The sequence below is a fragment of the Parabacteroides gordonii MS-1 = DSM 23371 genome (genome assembly GCF_000969825.1).
GTDB lineage: Bacteria > Bacteroidota > Bacteroidia > Bacteroidales > Tannerellaceae > Parabacteroides > Parabacteroides gordonii.
This window is the reverse complement of the sequence record NZ_KQ033919.1, coordinates 2,698,700-2,718,536: the sequence shown is the minus strand read 5'-3', so window position 1 is coordinate 2,718,536 and position 19,837 is coordinate 2,698,700. Positions and strand designations below refer to the sequence as shown.

Below are 19,837 nucleotides of genomic sequence, written 5' to 3'. Positions count from 1 at the left end.
TACTATCTTCGTCCCTCAAAATCAAGATATAATAATGGAAGTAAAGATAATTAATAAGTCACATCATCCGCTGCCTGCCTATGCAACCGAATTATCGGCAGGTATGGATATCCGTGCAAACCTGACAGAACCCGTAGTATTAAAACCGCTGGAACGTAAACTGATCCCGACAGGGCTCTACATCGCCCTTCCCGAAGGATACGAAGCACAGATGCGTCCGCGTAGCGGCCTGGCACTGAAACACGGTATCACTCTGTTGAATACACCGGGCACGATCGATGCGGACTACCGTGGCGAGATCGGCGTTATCCTGGTCAACCTCTCTTCCGAGCCATTCACCGTGAATGACGGGGAGCGTATCTGCCAGATGGTAATCGCCACCTACAGCCAGATCGACTGGAAGCCGGTAGAGGTACTGGACGATACGGAACGGGGAGCCGGAGGTTTCGGACATACGGGCAAGAAATAGACCCTCCTTTTGACGGTGATCGTCAAAGGGCGTTGACGGAGGTCGTCACCCCTCGTTGACGGAGGCCGTCAGTTACCGTTGACGACTACCGTAACAAATCAGATTAAAATAAGAACATAGAATAATATATATGTTGAAACAATTAATATACGGGATACTCTTTTCACTCCTTCTGCTTACAGGCATCCATCCGTTGCAGGCTGAAGAAGTAAAGAAAGACGTCCCCACCAAAGCGAACGAGCTCAATGCAGCCCAACAAAGGAAGTTCGATTACTTCTTCTATGAAGGATTGAACCTGAAGACGGCCGGTAAATTCGACGCCGCTTTCGACGCCTTTAACCACTGTCTCGCCATCGACTCTACGGCCGCTCCTGTATTGTACGAACTTTCATCGTTCTACATACAACTGAACCGTCCCGAGAAAGCGGTCGATATGCTGAAACGAGCCGTTGCCAACAGTGCCGACAACTTCACCTACCGCATGGCACTGGCTACCATCTCCCGCAACCTCGGTATGTACGGAGAGGCCGCCGAAGAATACGAGAAACTGCTCAAAGCCTATCCCGGAAAGCCGGAGCTCAACTATTACCTGGCGGAAGCCCTGACCCAGGAAGGCGAGATCGGACAGGCTATCGACGCCTACAACGCCCTCGAATCGTCGATCGGCATGAACGAAGCCCTCTCCATGCAAAAGTACAAGCTCTACAATTCGTTGGAGCAGTCGGACGCCGCCTTCAAGGAGATAGAGAAGCTGGCAGCCAAATACCCGATGGAAGCCCGTTACCAGATCATCCTGGGCGACCTTCATCTGGAAAAGAACGACACGATAAAAGCACGTGCCTACTACGACAAAGCGCATGAGATCGACCCGGCCAATCCCTACTATATCGTATCGATGGCCAACTACTACGAAGCAACCGGCAACAAAGACGCTGCCGAAGAACAGATACGTACTGCCCTGGTCAACGAGAAACTGGATGTAGATACCAAAGTAGGCATCCTCTCCCGTTATATCCTGAAACTGCAACAGACGCAGAAAGATACCGACAGTTCGAACGCCCTCTTCCAGACCTTGCTCGAACAGCATCCGGAAGATACCGAACTGAAACAGATGTACGGCAGCCTTCTTCTCTCGCAGGGAAAGACGGATGAAGCACGTTTCCAGTTCCAGCTCATCACCGAAATGGAACCGGAGAATGCCGGAGCCTGGCAGCAGCTTCTCAACATGTCGCTCAAAGCCGAAGATATACCGGAAGTGATCCGCATCTGTACCAAATGCCAGGAGCTGTTTCCGGATGCCCCGGAATATTATTTCTACCTGGGTATCGCTTACTACCAGCAGGAAAAGTATCAGGAAGCCCTGAACACTTACTATGCCGGTATCGACATCATCCCAGCGGAGAACCCGAGGTTGAAATCTGACTTTTACGGCCAGATCGGTGACATCTACTACCAGATGAAGCAAATGGATCAGACCTATAAAGCCTACGACGAAGCATTGAAATATAACGACAATAACATCGTTGTCCTCAACAACTACGCTTACTTCCTTTCTTTGGACAAGAAAGACCTGAAGAAAGCGGAGCGCATGAGTGCACAATGTATCAAACTCGAACCGGACAATGCCACTTATCTCGACACCTACGCCTGGATATTCTTCGTACAGGGCAATTACACCCTTGCCAAGATATACATCGAAAGTGCGTTGGAGAAGGATAATACAAAAAGTGCAGAGCTGGTAGACCACTACGGTGACATCCTCTACATGACAGGCGATAAAGACAAAGCCGTCGAACAGTGGAAGAAAGCCCGCGAACTGGGTAAGGAAAGCGAAGTGCTCGACCGCAAGATAATCGAAGGCAAATACATCGAAGAGGAGGTTGCCCAATGAGAAAGATGACAGGCCATGTCCCCGCGCCCGACGCGGGGCCGCAGAAGAACCAACGGTTAAAGGCCGGTGCCTTTGCGATCCCGTGTCAGGCACGGGAACGGGTGGGTTTATTTTTTATTTTATTGCTCATCTTATTCTTTTCCGGTTGTAAGTCATCCAAGAAGATCGGAACGATCGTATCCGGCGGAGCCAAGGCACATAACGAGTTCTTCGAGCTGATGGAAGAACGGGCTTTTCAGTTCAACACCCTGACCGCCCGCCTGAATGCGGAGTTGAAGATGCCTAAAAACAATATGAGTTCCCGTGTAGACCTGAAGATGGTGCGCGACAGTGCCTTCCAGCTATCCGTACAACCGTTCCTCGGGATAGAGGTATTCCGTGCTGAGTTTACCGTTGACAGTATCAAGGTAATCGACCGCATGAACAAACGCTACGTAGCCGAGCGCTATGCCGACCTGAAAGGACAAACTCCGATCGAGTTCAACTTCTATAACCTGCAGGCATTGTTCACCAACCGTATCTTCCTGCCCGGTTATCAGGAGATCGAGCCGAAGCAATTCAAACGTTTCAAGCTGAATCAGGACGGAGATAAAGCCGAGATCAAGGTAAAAGATGCTCTTGGGCTACTCTATACCTTCTTTGCCGATGGCGAGGAGAAACTGCTGTCTACCTATATCACAGACCCGTCCGAACAATACGCCCTGCAATGGGACTATTCGGATTTCCGTGTAACGGACGGACAACCTTTCCCCCAGCTGATGGACGTGAACGTACTGGCAAACGGCTCCTCACAGGGAGGTATCGCCTTCCGTTTCTCCCGTATACAGACAAATGTGCCTGTTAATCTCGATTTTTCTATTCCTGCTAAATATAAACGTATTACCTTTGCACAAATCATAAAGTCAATCAGTAATAGCCAGAAATAGAGATGAAGTATATTTGGATTGTCATATTCACGTTATCTGCCCTGACCGCCTTCGGACAGAAGTCCGCCCGGGTGAGACAGCTTGAAGAACAGCGAAAGAAAGCGCTGGCCGAGATAGAAATGACAAACCAGTTACTGAAAGAGACAACCCAGACAGCCCAAAACTCCCTCAACCGCCTCAACCTGCTCTCGCAGCAGATCCTTTCGCGAAAGAAAGTGATCAGCCTGCTCAACCAGGAAGTAAGTGAGATAGATAACCAGATCGCTGCCACCCGCCGCGAGATCAACAAGCTGGAAAAAGAACTGGGGGAGAAACGCGCCAACTACGGTAAGTCCGCACAAAGCCTCTATAAACGTCGCAATTCGCAGGATAAGCTCTTGTTCATCCTCTCTGCCGACAACTTCGCCCAGTCTATGCGCCGTATGCGCTACCTGCGCGAATATTCCGACTGGCAAAAACACCAGGCTACGGAGATCATCGACAAACAAACGGAGATCAACCTGAAACAGCGGGAACTGGAAAAGACCCGTTCCGAAAAGAATGCCTTGCTGGGAACCCGCGAACAGGAAAGCCAGAAGCTTCAGACCGAAGAAAGCAGCCAGAAAGTAGAGGTACAACAACTCAACAAGAAACAAAAGCAACTGAAGGACGAACTCCGGAAGAAACAGCAACAGGCCAACGCCCTGAACCGCCAGATCGAAAAACAGATCGCAGAAGAAATAGCCCGTGCCGAAGCGGAAGCCAAGGCAGCCCGCGAACGCGAACGCCGTGCCCGTGAAAAGGCCAATGCCAAGGCAAAAGCCGAAGGAAAAGAGCCTGTGCAGGAACCTATCCGCGAAGAGCGTGTAGCCGACACCAAAGGCGGTTACGCCATGACCAAGGCGGAGAAAAAGCTCTCCGACGACTTTGCCAGCAACCGTGGACGCCTGCCGTTCCCGGTATCAGGACGCTATACCATTGTCGGTACCTTCGGCGAACAGCAGCACTCGGAACTCAAATACGTCCGCACCAACAACAGCGGTATCGATATCCAGACGACACCGGGAGGAGATGCCCGCGCGATATTCAACGGTGAAGTGACCCGTGTATTCGTAGTGCCCGGTTACAACAATTCGGTGATCGTCCGTCACGGTAACTATCTGACAGTCTACAGTAACCTGAGCCAGGTCTATGTAAAGGCAGGCGATAAGGTCAGCACCCGTCAGGCTATCGGCAAGATATTCACCGATACGGAGGCCGGCAATGCAACAATCCTTCATTTCCAGCTCTGGAAAGAAAAGACGAAACTGAATCCTACCCCGTGGCTTGATTAATTTTCGTATCTTTGCCCCGATTTTAACAGGATTATTATGTATTGGACGCTCTTTCTTACTTTCCTCAAAATTGGTGTGGGTACAATAGGCGGCGGATATGCCATGTTACCGTTGATACAGCGGGAAGTCGTAGACCGCGGCTGGCTATCCAAAGAAGATTTCATCGACCTCTTTTCCGTTGCACAGTCGTTGCCGGGTATTTTCGCGGTCAACATATCCATCTTTGTAGGCTACAAGCTGAAAAAGAACATGGGAAGCGTGGTCTGTGCACTCGGTACGATCCTGCCCTCGTTCCTGATCATCCTGCTGATCGCCACATTCTTTACCCAGGTTCAGGATAACGAATGGGTGGAAAAGATATTCAAAGGGCTGCGTCCGGCCGTTGTCGCCCTGATCGCAGTTCCCTGTATTACTACGGCACGCTCCATTAAGCTCAACTACCTGACGATGATCATTCCGATTGTGGCGGCATTGCTTATCTGGATGGGGGGCGTTTCGCCGGTATGGATTATCCTGGCGGCTATTGCCGGAGGATTAGTGTATGGTTTAAAGATAAAGAAGAATTGATATGATCTGGTTACAGTTACTTTATGTCTATCTGAAGATCGGCATCTTCGGTTTTGGTGGCGGATATGCCATGCTTTCACTGATACAGGCGGATGTAGTAGACCGTTACAAATGGATTTCCCTGCAGGAGTTCACGGATATAGTGGCAATCTCACAGATGACACCGGGCCCGATCGGCATCAATAGTGCGACTTATATCGGGTACACAGCTATTCATAACGCCGGATATTCTCCTGTGATGGCTGTTCTGGGTTCCTGCCTGACAACGTTTGCCGTCTGCCTGCCCTCATTCATCCTGGTATTGGTAATCTCCTATTTCTTTGCTAAATTCAAGAACAACAAATACGTAGTTGCCGCTTTCACCGGCCTGCGCCCTGCAACGGTTGGACTGATCGCCGCCGCCGCATTAATGCTGATGAACAAAGAAAACTTCATCGATTACAAAAGCTTCCTGATCTTCGGTGCCGCCTTCATCCTCACCTGGAAGTTCAAGGTTCATCCTATATTGATGATTTTCCTGGCTGGGATTGCAGGATTGATATTATACTGGTGAAAACAAACAATACAACGAAAGCCCCGGAAGGAAATCCTTCCGGGGCTTTGTTTTTTATCCATGTTCCCTCTTCACAGGGGTACTGACAGATGAACTTTATTTTATTACTTTAGTATTAATACGGCTACTTGTTCGCCCGTCGCGGGGTAATTGGTTGGAGTATAGACGCTGTAAGCAACGCCTATACCCGGCAACCGCGTAGCGGTAATTTTAGAATTATTTCATTATTTCTTATTTAACGATTGCTTTTACAGCAGCTTCGCCTTCGACAGCTACCACAACGATACCAGCAGGAGCAGCGATTGTAGCCTTGTCAGAAGTAACTACTGTGTTAGCAACAGTCTGACCAAGAACGTTACTGATAGTAACTTTCTTACCTTGAGCACCGTTAATGATAACTTCACCTTCAGAAGCAATAACTGATACATCAGAAGTACTTACACCTTCGTTAGCTGTCGGCATACCTTCTTCTTCTTCATTCATATTGAATACATCGCCATCAATGATATCATCAACAACAACTACTACACCGTTCATCCATTTTACATAACCTTCACCGTCACGTACAGCTTTGGTAGCACCCGGCAATCTGTTATAGTTAGCTGTTTCGATGCGGAATGACTTAGCATCTGTATCTACATATCGGAATGCAAACTTAGCCTGGTTGTAATCTTCAGTACCTACCATCAAAGTATCGTTTGTGCTGGCAATAACCAAAGAGTCTTCAATATGCTTAGCCTGAACAAAACCTAAACGATAATACTTTTCAGTATTGATATATGGATTATTGTCTTTGTGCTTGTTTGCAATATCCCATGCAATAGCTGTATCAACCAGGTTCACCAGATAACGGCCTTCTACCCAACCCTTAGATTCAACCTTGTGAGCATCCGGGCATGTAGGATCGTCACCGTGGATCGGACACCATTTACCAGCCGGAGTGATCTTCGGATCTACTACCAACATATACTGAGGACGATATGTATTGTTACGTACATAAGCTGTATCAGCAACCATTGCAGGAGCAATTGCAGGATATTGTGCCAGATTTTCCATTCCTAAGAAACCACCGTCTTCAAACAAAATCGATTTCGGATTATCGTTACGGAAAATAGAGATTGTATCCAAAGCATTTACAACCGGACGATACATCGGCTTTTCTGTCGGTTCTACTACGAACAAGTCATTTTCTGTACGGTTATAAATCCAAGTAGTATTCAAAATACCATTAGTTGCATCGCCTGCATATACTTTAGAATATTCGTCCCAAGCATTAAACACCTGATACATAGAAGCATCTCCCCATGTAGCATATTGTTCTTCTGTCATCGAAGCAACTTCATTAATTACCGGACGTAAGTTCAACTTACCGTTATCCACACGCAAAGTAAATTTCTGAGCATCTTTAGCTGCTTCTTCAACAGATTCATAACGCTTTTTAGTGTCTTCATCCTTATAAACTTGAGAGACATATCTGTTTTTATCATAAACCAACGGTTCTGTGAATTGGTTAACGAATGAGTAAGAAACAACCTTCAATGTATCTTTTGTCTCTTTATAATCTTTACCGGAATAGTAACCCATTGTACTGATTACATAGATAGAGTCTGTCGGAACATATATATCTTTATGCGTATTTACTTTGTCGTGATCAATCTTACGAGCAGCAGCATATTCTGTTGCAGTGAAGATCAACGCATCTTCCTGATCAATATTCAAACCGATTGTATGATTGTCTGTTCCTTCATGATTTTCAGTAAACCATGCATTTTCACCAAATACATTAGAAGAGAAACCGATATGGAACTTATTGTTCTTTACATCAGACAATGTTTCATAACCATCGTTTGAACTATGACTTTCAACAGTTTCGATCTTATAAATTACATTTCCACTTACATATAAGTTTTCACTTTCACCTTCATACAAAGTATTTGCAGCTAAAGACCATTTGTAATTTGGAGCTTCGCGATTTGTAAATACGTACTGACCTTCTTCATATGTTAAAGCGAACTGACCTTCCAATACGTTACCATAAGACGTTACAAATTCACAATATGTATGGCCATCTCCATTATACAGATCGTCAGCCACAGCTAATTTGCCAAGGACTTTACCTTTAGCATCCAATTTAGTTACAGTGTAGAACTTATTTTTTACCAGGAAGTCTTTCGGATCAACCACCTTGTTGCTACCCAAAGAAACCAGGATCGGCTTCAAAACAGTACTTACAGAAGCGGCCAATGTCGGAACTTCTTTAGTACCCAGATCTAAACGACCAACTTCAGCCCAACCTGCTGCCAAATTAACTCTCAATACATCAATTGCTTCAAGTTTTGTATAATCCGTATATTTAGCAGATACTTCAGCACGGAATTCTCCAAAGTAATTACCTTCTTTACGCAGAATATCATGTGTCAAAACAGTTTCTGAAACTGTAGTAAATGTATAATTAGACTGTGAAGTTACAGAACCGCTGGAAGCATACTTCTGGGCAACAATATAGTTACCTTCTACATCTTTCAGGTAAAAGCTATCCTCATCTTTAGTAGTAGTACCAAAATCAACGAACTTGCTGCCATTCCAATGCATCGGAGTCAAATGTTTCTGGAACGGATTACCTGCGATGTCTTCTTTCTTGAATTCACCATCTTCGTTCAGATATTTGATTGTTACGGAGAAACCGTCATTTTCAAACCACATCAGGTCTGCAACAGACAATACGTTGTTGCCGGCTTTGTAAAGACCAAAGCTCGCTGGAGTGTTATCATTTAATGTTAAACCATTAACAGCAAAAACGACACCTTTATTATATACAGCATTATTTTCAGGATAGAAAGTTCCATTAGTTCCTGTGCCAGCATTTGTTACAGATTTCAATTGAACACCATTCTTATTAACAAACTTATAATAATATCTACCGTCAGACTCCTGGCCTCTTGTCATTTTCCACAAAGCAGCAGGATTAGTTGCGTATTCTTTGATATTTGTTTCAGTTGCCGCAGTTGCGCTTGCAGTATTTGTTCCATCAATATTAATAATATATGCGAAACCATTTGCACTGCTAAGAATTAACATACTATAGTCTGAAGTTTCTTTTTCCTCCAATGCATAACCAAATACGTCTGATTTTGCCGGAGCAACAGCTGCAATTACAGGTAACTTTCCGTTATTAGGATTCTTTGCTTCACCATACAGTACGTTATTGTCAGTACATTCAATAGCTACATTAGCTGCAGTTACATCTACATCGGCCAAAGCTTCTAATAAATCTTCACTTGAACCATTAAAAATAACATCTGCATCAGCCGGTGTACTAGTTACAAGAGCCTTAATATAGTCCGCATTTAGATATTCTCCATTTGTACCTTTAACAGGAGTCACCTGAACTGATTTATAACCTTTGTTATCATCTGTAGCATAGTCTTTATACAAATAATCGACAGCACAATTCTCAAAAGTATTATTGCTAATTGAAGCTACATCAAAATCAGTGAGTTCGGCACTCTTTGTTTCACCCCCTGTAGGTAAAGCAATATCTTCAGCTACGATGATTGCGGAAGACTGCCATTTATCGTTTATAGTCTTGGCATTCTTAAATACATTTCCTTTTACTACAATTTTGGCATCTGCATCTGTCGGGAAAATAGAAATACCATTTGCCAATAAATTAACTCCTCCATCACAAATAATATTATTATCAATAATTGTTACTGAAGAAGAAACTACCGTAATAGCATTCTTATGATAAGAAGATGCATTACTTGTTGTCTTATTAAGAATAGTAAGGTTTTTTACAGTTACATTTTCACCTGTAATAACCAAACGGCCTGTAAATATCTTACCATGTCCATCGATAATCAGATTATTCTGATCAATTAACAGATAAGGAGTACTCTCATCTAAAGAAATATCAGCCAAGAAATCAATTTTACTGTCTCCCATATTTGTTACAGTATACGTCGTCGCATCAGCCTTAAAATCAGCCAATGTCTTCACATCTGTAGCATTCACGGAGACTAGCGCACCACTCAGCAGTAGCGTAGCCACAAGCGTAGAAAACTTTTTGTTCATAATCTAAATTTTAATATTAATAATAGTGTTAATGAAATAGTTCTTTTCTTCTTTGCGAACGTCCTTTCAAAGCAAATGACTAACTAAAAGGATCGTTTATTCTAGTCAATAATTTTGGCCTTAAAGCAATTGGTAAGCTAAATGCCGATTTTTGTACTGACTTTGCTATTGCGTTGATAAGAAAGAAGATACCAAAGGAAAAAATAATTGGAAAAGAATTGTGGTTTCAAAAGTTATAATTAATTTTGTTGGCGTATTTAAACGATCCTTTTTTTTAGTCATACTATATTTAGGCATTAAGCCTTGTTTTACAAATCATATATAGCATTTTTAATTCTCTATTTCATTCTTACTTTTATCATCTTTTCTATTTACCTGATACATTAATAATAAGTACGCGTACGTTAATATATATTACACAAATATGCAACTCTTTCTCTGTCGTTTTTCCGGTTCATTTATCGTTTTCTCCCCACAGAAAAAGTTTTCCTCATTTAGCCTTCATGGGTTCATACACCATTACATGAATTGAATAACAATCCATCCAGCATGAACCCACTTTTTGTTTCACCTTCATACGGCCTTCATTCCGGCTTCATCCCATCAGCCTTTTATTCTTCTTCCCGGGCATTACACAAGGCATCCGCAACCTTCTTCACCATCCCAATAAAATCGCTCACAAGAACTAAGCTCCCGGCACGGGAAAACTAACCTTTTTACTCCCTACAAATATTACCTTTTCTCCTTACTTTTATATTAGAAATATATACTTTACAAATAAGAAAGGCATGCCTTACTTTTTAGAAACTCTAGCTTTACATATTCGTAAAGCATGCATTACATATTAAAGATAGCGGAGTAAAATTATTAATTGTCCTATGCTAAGACCTTACTCTTCCCGAATAAGAACCTTAGCTTCCGGCACAGACTCAAAAGCAACGGAGCAGAGATATTGCCCAACCAAAACAAAGACGAGACAACCTATTTCAGGACGGGACACAGTCAACCAAAATCAAGACGAGACACATGAAGCCGGAATGAAAGCCGTATGAAGGCAAAACAAAAAAGCGGGTTCATCTAACATCAATTGTATATCAAAGGACATCTTCCTATATGAAGGCAATGAAGGCTAATATGCCAAAACTTTTTACAATTGCCCCGTTAAACCTTTTCTTTTTACTCTTGTCTATATTCCGATTGAGTTGTGTATATTTACAAACCTATTGATAAGTTTTAAAGTAGATACCATTGAAAATATGACGAAGAGAGTGAAGTGGGGCGTAACCGCCGCAATCCTTCTGCTGATTGCAGGAATGATTGCCTATCCACAGATTAAGACCAAGTTGACAGCATCCGGTAAGGCAACCGAAGTTGTTCCCGCACCGGGAACAAGCGTAAGGAAGCAGGTACTTAACATTAACGCTGAAGTGTTGAAATTCCAATCGCTAACCGACAAAGTCATTAGCACCGGCAGTATCATTCCCGACGAAGAAGTAGACTTATCCTTCGAGTCGTCCGGGAAAGTGGTGAATATCTATTTCACCGAAGGTACCCATGTGAAAGCAGGCGACCTGCTGGCAAAGATCAACGACAAACCGCTGCAAGCCCAACTCAGGAAACTGGAAGCCCAGATTCCGCTGGCTAAAGACCGGGTATATCGCCAACGTACCCTGTTGGAAAAAGATGCCGTCAGCCAGGAAGCCTACGAGCAAGTTACTACCGAATACGAAAAACTGATGGCCGACATCGACCTGGTGAAGGCTAATATCTTACAGACAGAATTGCGTGCGCCGTTCGACGGTATCATCGGTCTTCGCTCGGTCAGTGAAGGCGCTTATGTCTCCCCTACTACTTTCATCACCAAGCTGACGAAGATATCGCCGCTGAAGATCGAGTTCTCTATCCCGGAGAACTATGCGACCGACGTAACCGACGGTACTTCCATCGTGTTCCGCCTGGAAGACTCCAACGGCAAGATGCGCGATTACAACGCCAAAGTATATGCCGTAGAAAGTAAAGTGGATATGACGACCCGTACCCTGAAGGTGCGTGCCACTTACCCGAACACCAACGAGTCGATCTTCCCCGGACGTTATACTTCTGTGGAGATCACCAAACGCGAGATAAAGAATGCTTTGGCCATCCCGAGCGAGGCGCTGATCCCTGAAATGGGAAAGAATGTGGTCTACCTGTATAAGGGTGGAGTGGCCGAACCGGCCGAAGTCACGATCGGGCTGCGTACGGAAAGCCGTGTGCAGGTGCTCGACGGTGTACAGCCGGGCGACACATTGATCACTACCGGTGTGATGCAACTTCGTACCGGTATGAAAGTTACTATTGATAATCTGTATTAAATTCCCCTATGGCAAATATATCGGAAACCAGTATAAACAGGCCGGTTCTCTCGACAGTAATGATGCTTGTCATCCTGCTGTTCGGTATGATCGGCTACAAGTTCCTGGGGGTTCGCGAGTTCCCCAGTGTAGACCAGCCCATTATCTCGGTCAACGTTTCCTATCCGGGAGCGAATGCCGAGGTTATCATGAACCAGATCACAGAACCGTTGGAGCAGAATATCAACGGTATACCGGGTATCCGTTCGCTGAGTAGCGTCAGTAGCCAGGGTAGCAGTCGTATCACCGTCGAGTTCGAATTGTCGGTAGATATGGAAACGGCTGCCAATGACGTGCGCGACAAGGTTTCGCGTGCCCAACGCTACCTGCCGCGCGACTGTGACCCGCCAACCGTATCGAAAGCCGATGCCGATGCGTCACCGATCATGCAGATCGGTATCCAGAGCAACAGGCGTTCGCTGATGGAACTGAGTGAGATCGCCGAGCTGACGGTAAAAGAGCGCCTGCAAACGATCTCGAATGTGAGTAGTGTGGATATCTGGGGACAGAAACGTTATTCCATGCGCCTGTGGCTCGACCCGATCAAGATGGCAGGTTACGGTGTCACCCCGCTGGATGTGAAGAATGCGGTGGATGCGGAAAACGTGGAGCTACCTTCCGGTAGTATCGAAGGAAATACGATAGACCTGTCTATCCGTACCTTGGGATTGATGCATACGGCAAAAGAGTTCGACGACCTGATCATCAAGGAAGACGGCAACAATATCGTCCGCTTCAAGGATGTAGGGCGGGCGGAACTGGCACCGGAAGACCTGCGCAGTATATTACGTAAGAATGGCGAGCCGATGGTGATCGACGTGATCGTCCCCCAGCCGGGAGCCAACCATATAGAGATTGCCGACGAAGCTTACCGGCGTATCGAACAGCTGAAGAAAGACCTTCCGGAGGATGTCACGATCGAAATGGTGTACGACAATACCCGTTTCATCCGTGCTTCTATCTATGAGGTGGAAGAGACGATCTATGTGGCATTCGCCCTGGTGGTGCTGATTATCTTCCTGTTCCTGCGCGACTGGCGTGTGACGCTGGTGCCGTGTGTCGTTATTCCGGTATCGTTGGTCGGTGCTTTCTTTGTGATGTATATCTCCGGCTTCTCCATCAATGTATTGACCATGCTGGCCGTCGTGCTTTCGGTAGGGTTGGTGGTGGACGATGCGATCGTGGTGGCCGAGAATATCTATGTCCGTATCGAAAAGGGGATGAACCCGAAGGAGGCGGGGATAGAAGGTTCGAAGGAGATTTTCTTTGCGGTAATATCCACGACGGTCACCCTGATTTCCGTATTCCTTCCCATCGTGTTTATGGAAGGTATGACCGGACGTTTGTTCAAGGAGTTCAGTATCGTGATTGCCGGTTCCGTTGCTATTTCTTCCTTTGTGGCATTGACCTTTACACCGATGCTTGCCACCAAGCTGCTGCGCAGGCGCGAAAAGAAGAACTGGCTGTATGTGAAGACCGAACCTTTCTTCGAAGGGTTGAATAATATATATTCCCGGTCGCTCAACTATTTCCTGAGCCATAAATGGTGGGCTATCCCTATCGTGGTGATCCTGTTCGGTTCGATCGGGTATTTCTGGACGACGATCCGCTCGGAACTCTCTCCTTTGGAAGACCGTTCGTCTATCTCGATCAATATGCGTGCCCAGGAGGGAGCCACCTTCGAGTTTATCCGCGATTATTCCGACCGGATAGCGGAACTGGCCGACTCGATCGCTCCCGAACGTAAGTTCCTGACCAACCGTTCATCCAGCAGCAACGCCAATATCAGTGTAATCCTTCCGGATATCCAGGAACGTGAACGTTCACAGATGGAAATAGCTGAGAAACTATCGGCCGCCGTAAGGAAAGAGACGCAGGCGCGTGCATTCGTACAGCAGCAGTCCACTTTCGGAGGACGACGCGGAGGTATGCCCGTGCAATACGTATTGCAGGCGCCGAGCCTGGAGAAACTGGCGGAACATCTGCCCGAATTCATGCTGAAGGTAAACGAAAGCCCCGTATTCCAGATGGCAGACGTGAACCTGAAGTTCACCAAGCCGGAGACGCGTATCGAGATCGACCGCGACAAGGCTTCTTCCCTGGGAGTAAGTACCCGCAACATCGCCCAGACATTGCAGTATGCGTTAAGCGGGCAGCGTATGGGTTATTTCTATATGAACGGTAAACAATACCAGATATTAGGCGAGATCAACCGCCAGCAGCGTAACACGCCGCTCGACCTGAAATCCATCTATGTACGCAGCGATAACGGGGAGATGATCCAGCTGGACAACCTGGTAGCACTGCATGAAGACGTAGCCCCGCCACAGTTGTACCGCTACAACCGTTTCGTTTCGGCAACCGTTTCCAGCGGTCTGAACAAAGGCTATACGATCGGCGACGGTCTGGACGAAATGGATCGTATCGCATCAGAGACATTGGATAACAGCTTCCGTACAGCCTTGTCGGGCGAGTCGAAGGAGTTCCGCGAGAGTTCTTCCAGCCTGATGTTCGCCATGATCCTGGCATTGCTGATGATCTATCTGGTGCTTGCCGCCCAGTTCGAGAGCTTCAAAGACCCGTTGGTGGTGATGTTCACCGTGCCGTTGGCCATTGCGGGGGCATTGATGTTTATGAGTTATTCGGGTATCACGATGAATATATTCAGTCAGATCGGTATCATTATGCTGATCGGGCTGGTGGCAAAGAACGGTATCCTGATCGTGGAATTTGCCAACCAACGCCAGGAGGCGGGACTAAGCATGGCGGAAGCGATCCGTTCGGCTTCTACACAGCGTTTGCGTCCGATCCTGATGACCAGTGTATCCACGATCCTCGGACTGGTTCCGCTAGTATATGCAACAGGCGAAGGGGCACAGGGACGTATTGCGATGGGTATTGCCGTTGTAGGCGGTATGTTGGTATCTACCTTCCTTACCTTATTCATCGTCCCGGCAATGTATAGTTTTATCTCAACAGACAGAGCAAAGAAAAAATGAAAAGAGTAGCAATGATCATACTGGCTGTTTCCTGCTACCTGGGCGTACAGGCGCAGGATGTATACAGCCTCAGAGAATGTATCGAAACCGGACTGGAACGCAACTACTCCATCCGGATTATACGTAACGAACAACAGATAAACGATAATAACGCCACACCGGGCAATGCCGGCTACCTGCCTACCGTAGATATGAGCGGCGGGTTCAGCGGATCGGTCAACAACAACCGCAACAAGCTGATGGACGGCACAACGGAAAAACAAAACGGCGTAAACAGTGAAACTGGCAATATCGGCCTGAACGTGAACTGGACTGTGTTCGACGGTTTCGGCATACAGGCCGAATACTCCCGCCTGAAGGAATTGCAACGGATGGGCGAACTGAATACACGCATGACGATAGAGGATTTCGTGGCCGACCTGTCTACCGAATATTACAACCGGATACGCCAGAATATCCGCCTGCGTAACCTGCGTTCGTCCCTCGATCTTTCCCGCGAACGTGTCCGTATTGCAGAAGAACGCTACCATATCGGTTCCGGTTCGCGTATGGACTTGCAGCAGGCACAAGTCGATTTCAACTCCGACAGTTCGAAGGTGCTGAATCAGTTGGAAGTAGTCAACACCTCACGCATCCGGCTCAACGAACTGATGGCACTCGAGAATGTAGAAGAAAACATCGCAGTCAAAGACTCAGTAATCTATCCGAATATCTTCCTGGATGAAGTGGAGCTATGGAAAAGCACGATCGAGTCGAACGCTTCCCTGCTGATCGCCCAGAAGAACAAGACGCTTTCCGAACTGGATTATAAAAAGGTGAAAAGCCGCAATTACCCTTACGTCAAACTGAATGCCGGTTATGGCTACACCGCCAACTGGTATGAAGTAGGCACCACCGACCTGCAGCAACGTTTGGGTCTGAATTACGGTATAACCGTCGGACTGAGCCTGTTCGATGGATTGAACCGCCGCCGCGAACGCCGGAACGCCCGTATCGAGATCGAGAACAAGGAACTGCGCATGCAGGAACTGGAACTCGCCTTACGTGCCGATATGAGTAACCTGTGGATGGCTTACCAGAACAACCTCGACCTGTGGAGCCTGGAAAAAGAGAACCTGGTTGTCGCACAGGAGAACTACCGTATCGCCATCGACCGCTATAAGCTGGGTGAGCTGTCGGGTATCGAACTGCGTGAAGCACAGAACAGTTTGCTGGAAGCAGAAGAACGCCAGTCTATCGCGGAATACTCTACCAAACTTTGCGAAGTATCCCTGCTGCAACTGAGCGGCCAGATACTGACCTACGTAGCTCCCGATCCGGAGAAAGCCAGCGAATGATCGTCACCGGTATCAATTGAACATATAACGTATGCCGATCTGCATCTGCCAGCAGTTACTGCTACTCTGAACAGCACTAAAAGTTTGAGTGGGAAGCAGTAACTGCCCATCTTCCACATAGTGGGTCATATTGTAGAGGGGAACGTTATCGGCCGTTACGCCTTTACGTTCCAGGATACGACCGCCACCGGACTTGGCCGCCGACTTATAAAGTCCCCATGAGTTGTTAAGCAGGTTGCCCACATTCAGTATATCAAGGCTGATCTGCAATGTATTGTTCTGTTTGCCGGCCTGCACACTGAAGTTTTGCAGGATACGCAGGTCAAAACGATGCGCCCAGGGATTAAAAGCAGAGAAAGCCTCGGCATATTCCCCTTTATGTTTGCTGAGATATGGATCCTGGTTCACGAAGTTCCAGAAAGCATCCGCCTGCTCTGCTGCGGTAAAGATTACTTTGTCCTTATCCTTTTTATCCGTAAAAGTCAACTCATCCTTTGTCTTGGGGATATAGAGAAGATCATTACTCACTCCGTCGTTATTCATATCGCCAGTATAGCAATAGGTGTAACTGCCGGTACGTTCACCCGTATAGATCAGAGCCACCGAAGTAGCCATATGCTTGCGGGCATAAGGTATCGTATAGTTGACAGAAGCAACCACACGGCTGGGCGAAGCAAGGAAAGACGGGTTCTGAAGGAAGAGGTTATTAGGGCCGTCGACAGACATCTGGTTCTTCCAGGAAGATATAGGGTCATTGCCTTGGTTATAGAACAGGCTCTTGGAGCCGGTATACGTGTACGACACAAGAAGATCCAGGTTCCGCACAGGGCTGGCCTGCAAGGAGGTATTCAAGGTGTAACTGTATCCTTTGGAGGTATTGCTCATCAACAACGCATCGCTGTTTTTCGCCAATACCTTATTATCAGCACCGCCCGGATAGAAATAACGGTTGTCAGGGCCGCTGAAACGCTGCATCTTCCCGTTATCCAGCGAGATCACATTATAATTACTCTGCACAATCGCATTGATATCCTTTATAAAGATACCTTCGAATGTGAAGTTGGCATCGAACGGGAGTGGCAACCGATAATCGGCAGCGATAGACGTTTTCCATACCTGAGGGAGCTTGAAATCTTTGTCGAGCGTAGCCAGGGAGTTGACAGTACCGGGCTCTGTGGGGAGATCGAGCAGTTGGATCACCTCGGAAGCGGAACGGATACCGCCGGCCAGCTTATCGAGTGCGGCCTGGTTATCCTTTTCGGTATAAGTAACGGTATTTTGTATCATACCGCTGTTACTCTGTATATTGGTAAGAAATACGAGCGGCATGCGTCCCGTAAAAATGCCTGTTCCTCCGCGTAGCTTAAGCGACTGGTCGCCCAGAATATCCCAGTTAAATCCTACACGGGGAGAGAATAGCACTTGAGTTGCAGGCCATGCATCGGCATAAAGACGGCGGCCGTCAAAGTCGAGTCCGGCTACGGCCGGGTTAAGCAGCTTATCACTGAGGTAGATCGGCAGGTCGATACGGAGGCCGTAGATCAGCTTCAGGCGGTCGCTCACATTATGCTCGTCCTGCAGATAGGCGGCAAACTGCCCCATTTTGACCTCGGCGGTAGGACTGTCACCACCGGTAAGTGAGTAAGTAAGCGTATAAACAGAGGGAGCTACTTCATTCACAAAATCTTCGTAACTGTTGTAACGGTAATAACCGAGTCCGCTCCTCATATAAGAGTTGGATACATTGATCAGATCGAACGAAAGTCCGGTAGTCAGGCTGTGACGTCCCAAATTGTAGGAAAAGTTATCGCTTATCGAAAGGGTCTTATCGAGCACACCGTTATTCCAGGCATACTGGTCGTAACCTGCATTCATAAAGGTATAAAGGCTTCCGCCCTCGATAGGCTTCATGATATCGATAGTAGGAAAAGGCCCTCCGTCGATCGCTTTCCGGCGATTATTCTCGACAGAAGTATAGGAAATGGAGAACTTGTTATATTTATTTCTTCCCAGCGTACTGTTAAGTTCAGCCGTGAGAGAAAAGAGATTATTATCGACCGTGTAACAGGAGTTGCGGAAAGACATACTGTACGGACCGATACGGGCACCGTTCATGGCTACTTCACCTCCGCGGCCATTGCTGTAGACAGGATTATAAACGCTGTTTTGTGTATAATTATAGCGGAACATCAGTTTATGAGCCTGATTAATATTCCAGTCGAGGCGCACAAGAGCCCGGTAGGCTTTCTCACCACCGGAGAAATCTGTCCATGAACCGGTATTATAGCCGTAGCGGTTCTTCAAAACGGAGGAAAAGGCCGCCATATCAGCTTCTGTTACCCGCGAAATAAGGTTGGCATCATCCCTGACCCCATCCGTCGAATAGGTGTACTTGGTCATCGGCTTAGGGGAATTATCCATCTCACCATTGATGAAGAAGAAAAGTTTGTTCTTAATGATAGGCCCGCCCAGCGTCACCCCATAAATATAAGCGGCTTCTTCCGCACGTTCGCCGAGATCGAATCCGTCTACCGTATTCCCCCGCAATTTCTCATTCCTTATATAGGTATAACCACTGCCTTTGAACTGGTTGGTTCCGCTTTTAGTGACAGCATTAATACTACCGCCCACAAAGTTGCTCTGGCGCACATCGAAAGGGGCGATATTGATCTGTACCTCTTCCAACGCTTCGGTAGAGATCGGTTTACTTCCTAACAGGAAATTTCCCAGTCCCATATTATTGTTGAAGCTGGCTCCGTCGACAGTAAAACTGTTCTGGCGCTGGTCGCGTCCACCAAAAGCATAAGTTCCCCCATTGGCATAAGCAGAGTATTTGACCAGTCCGTCCAATGTCTGCCCGATATTAGGAGTCTGTGCGATCTGGCGGGAGTTGATATGGTTGGAAGCACCTGTCTTCGTACTGGCAAAAGGACGTCGGCTGGCAGTAACAACCACCTCCGACAGTTCGGTCGATTCTTCAAGGGATACATTTAGCACATACGTCTCGCCCAGAACAAGCCGCAAATCGGTATAGCAGACCGGCTGGCATCCTACATAGGAAACTTCCACCTTATAAGGCCCGCCTGTATACAAGCCCTGAAGAAAGTATTGCCCTTCCAGGTTAGTTATCGTCCCATAACGGGTACCTGTCGGCTGATGAACAGCCAAAACCGTAGCACCGGCCAGTGCTTCCCCTTCAGAAATTACCCGCCCGGACAAACCGGAGGTAGTGACTTGCCCCGTTACTACCTGAAACATACAGATGAGACATCCGATGATTAAAATAAATCGCTTTAACATACCCCCTCAATCATT

At 46.8% G+C, this 19,837-nt stretch carries 11 protein-coding genes; 9 read left to right on the top strand and 2 right to left on the bottom strand.

Features of this window, described 5'->3' with window-relative positions; translation table 11 throughout:
• Nucleotides 1–34: 34 nt before the first annotated feature.
• The 6 genes from dut (at nt 35) to HMPREF1536_RS10320 (ending at nt 5,719) form a co-directional block, all read left to right on the top strand.
• On the top strand, nt 35–469 hold the full coding sequence (gene dut, locus HMPREF1536_RS10345; RefSeq protein ID WP_028730301.1) for a dUTP diphosphatase: 435 nt from the start codon (nt 35–37) through the stop codon (nt 467–469).
• Between the two features lie 130 nt (nt 470–599).
• Complete coding sequence (locus HMPREF1536_RS10340) at nt 600–2,360, top strand: tetratricopeptide repeat protein (RefSeq protein WP_028730300.1); 1,761 nt, start codon at nt 600–602, stop codon at nt 2,358–2,360.
• Nucleotides 2,357–3,286, top strand: a complete 930-nt coding sequence (locus HMPREF1536_RS10335; RefSeq protein WP_225607953.1) for a lipoprotein insertase outer membrane protein LolB1 — start codon at nt 2,357–2,359, stop codon at nt 3,284–3,286. Before HMPREF1536_RS10340 ends, HMPREF1536_RS10335 begins: the two co-directional genes overlap by 4 nt.
• A 2-nt stretch (nt 3,287–3,288) precedes the next feature.
• Nucleotides 3,289–4,599 carry a murein hydrolase activator EnvC family protein gene (locus HMPREF1536_RS10330; RefSeq protein WP_028730298.1) on the top strand — a complete coding sequence of 437 codons (1,311 nt, stop codon included), beginning with the start codon at nt 3,289–3,291 and terminating at the stop codon, nt 4,597–4,599.
• Between the two features lie 36 nt (nt 4,600–4,635).
• Nucleotides 4,636–5,166: a chromate transporter gene (locus HMPREF1536_RS10325; RefSeq protein ID WP_028730297.1), complete on the top strand. Its 531-nt coding sequence runs from the start codon at nt 4,636–4,638 to the stop codon at nt 5,164–5,166.
• A 1-nt stretch (nt 5,167) separates the two neighbouring features.
• The gene (locus HMPREF1536_RS10320) at nt 5,168–5,719 is read left to right on the top strand and encodes a chromate transporter (protein WP_028730296.1); all 552 of its coding nucleotides are present in this window, start codon (nt 5,168–5,170) and stop codon (nt 5,717–5,719) included.
• A 231-nt stretch (nt 5,720–5,950) separates the two neighbouring features.
• On the opposite strand, the gene HMPREF1536_RS10315 is transcribed toward HMPREF1536_RS10320, so the two are convergent.
• Complete coding sequence (locus HMPREF1536_RS10315) at nt 5,951–9,793, bottom strand: DUF6383 domain-containing protein (protein WP_028730295.1); 3,843 nt, start codon at nt 9,791–9,793, stop codon at nt 5,951–5,953.
• Between the two features lie 1,256 nt (nt 9,794–11,049).
• Here HMPREF1536_RS10315 and HMPREF1536_RS10310 point away from each other — a divergent pair.
• From HMPREF1536_RS10310 to HMPREF1536_RS10300, 3 genes are read left to right on the top strand one after another with little or no spacing between them, the layout of a single operon-like run.
• A complete protein-coding gene (locus HMPREF1536_RS10310; protein ID WP_028730294.1) occupies nt 11,050–12,147 on the top strand; it encodes an efflux RND transporter periplasmic adaptor subunit in 1,098 nt (365 codons plus the stop codon).
• Between the two features lie 8 nt (nt 12,148–12,155).
• Nucleotides 12,156–15,185, top strand: coding sequence for an efflux RND transporter permease subunit (locus HMPREF1536_RS10305; RefSeq protein ID WP_028730293.1), 3,030 nt, complete (start codon nt 12,156–12,158; stop codon nt 15,183–15,185).
• 11 nt (nt 15,186–15,196) lie between these two features.
• Nucleotides 15,197–16,522, top strand: a complete 1,326-nt coding sequence (locus tag HMPREF1536_RS10300) for a TolC family protein (protein WP_394364724.1) — start codon at nt 15,197–15,199, stop codon at nt 16,520–16,522.
• A gap of 12 nt (nt 16,523–16,534) precedes the next feature.
• Here the strand turns inward: HMPREF1536_RS10300 and HMPREF1536_RS10295 are convergent, their stop codons facing one another.
• On the bottom strand, nt 16,535–19,822 hold the full coding sequence (locus HMPREF1536_RS10295) for a TonB-dependent receptor (protein ID WP_028730291.1): 3,288 nt from the start codon (nt 19,820–19,822) through the stop codon (nt 16,535–16,537).
• Between the last annotated feature and the right edge of the window lie 15 nt (nt 19,823–19,837).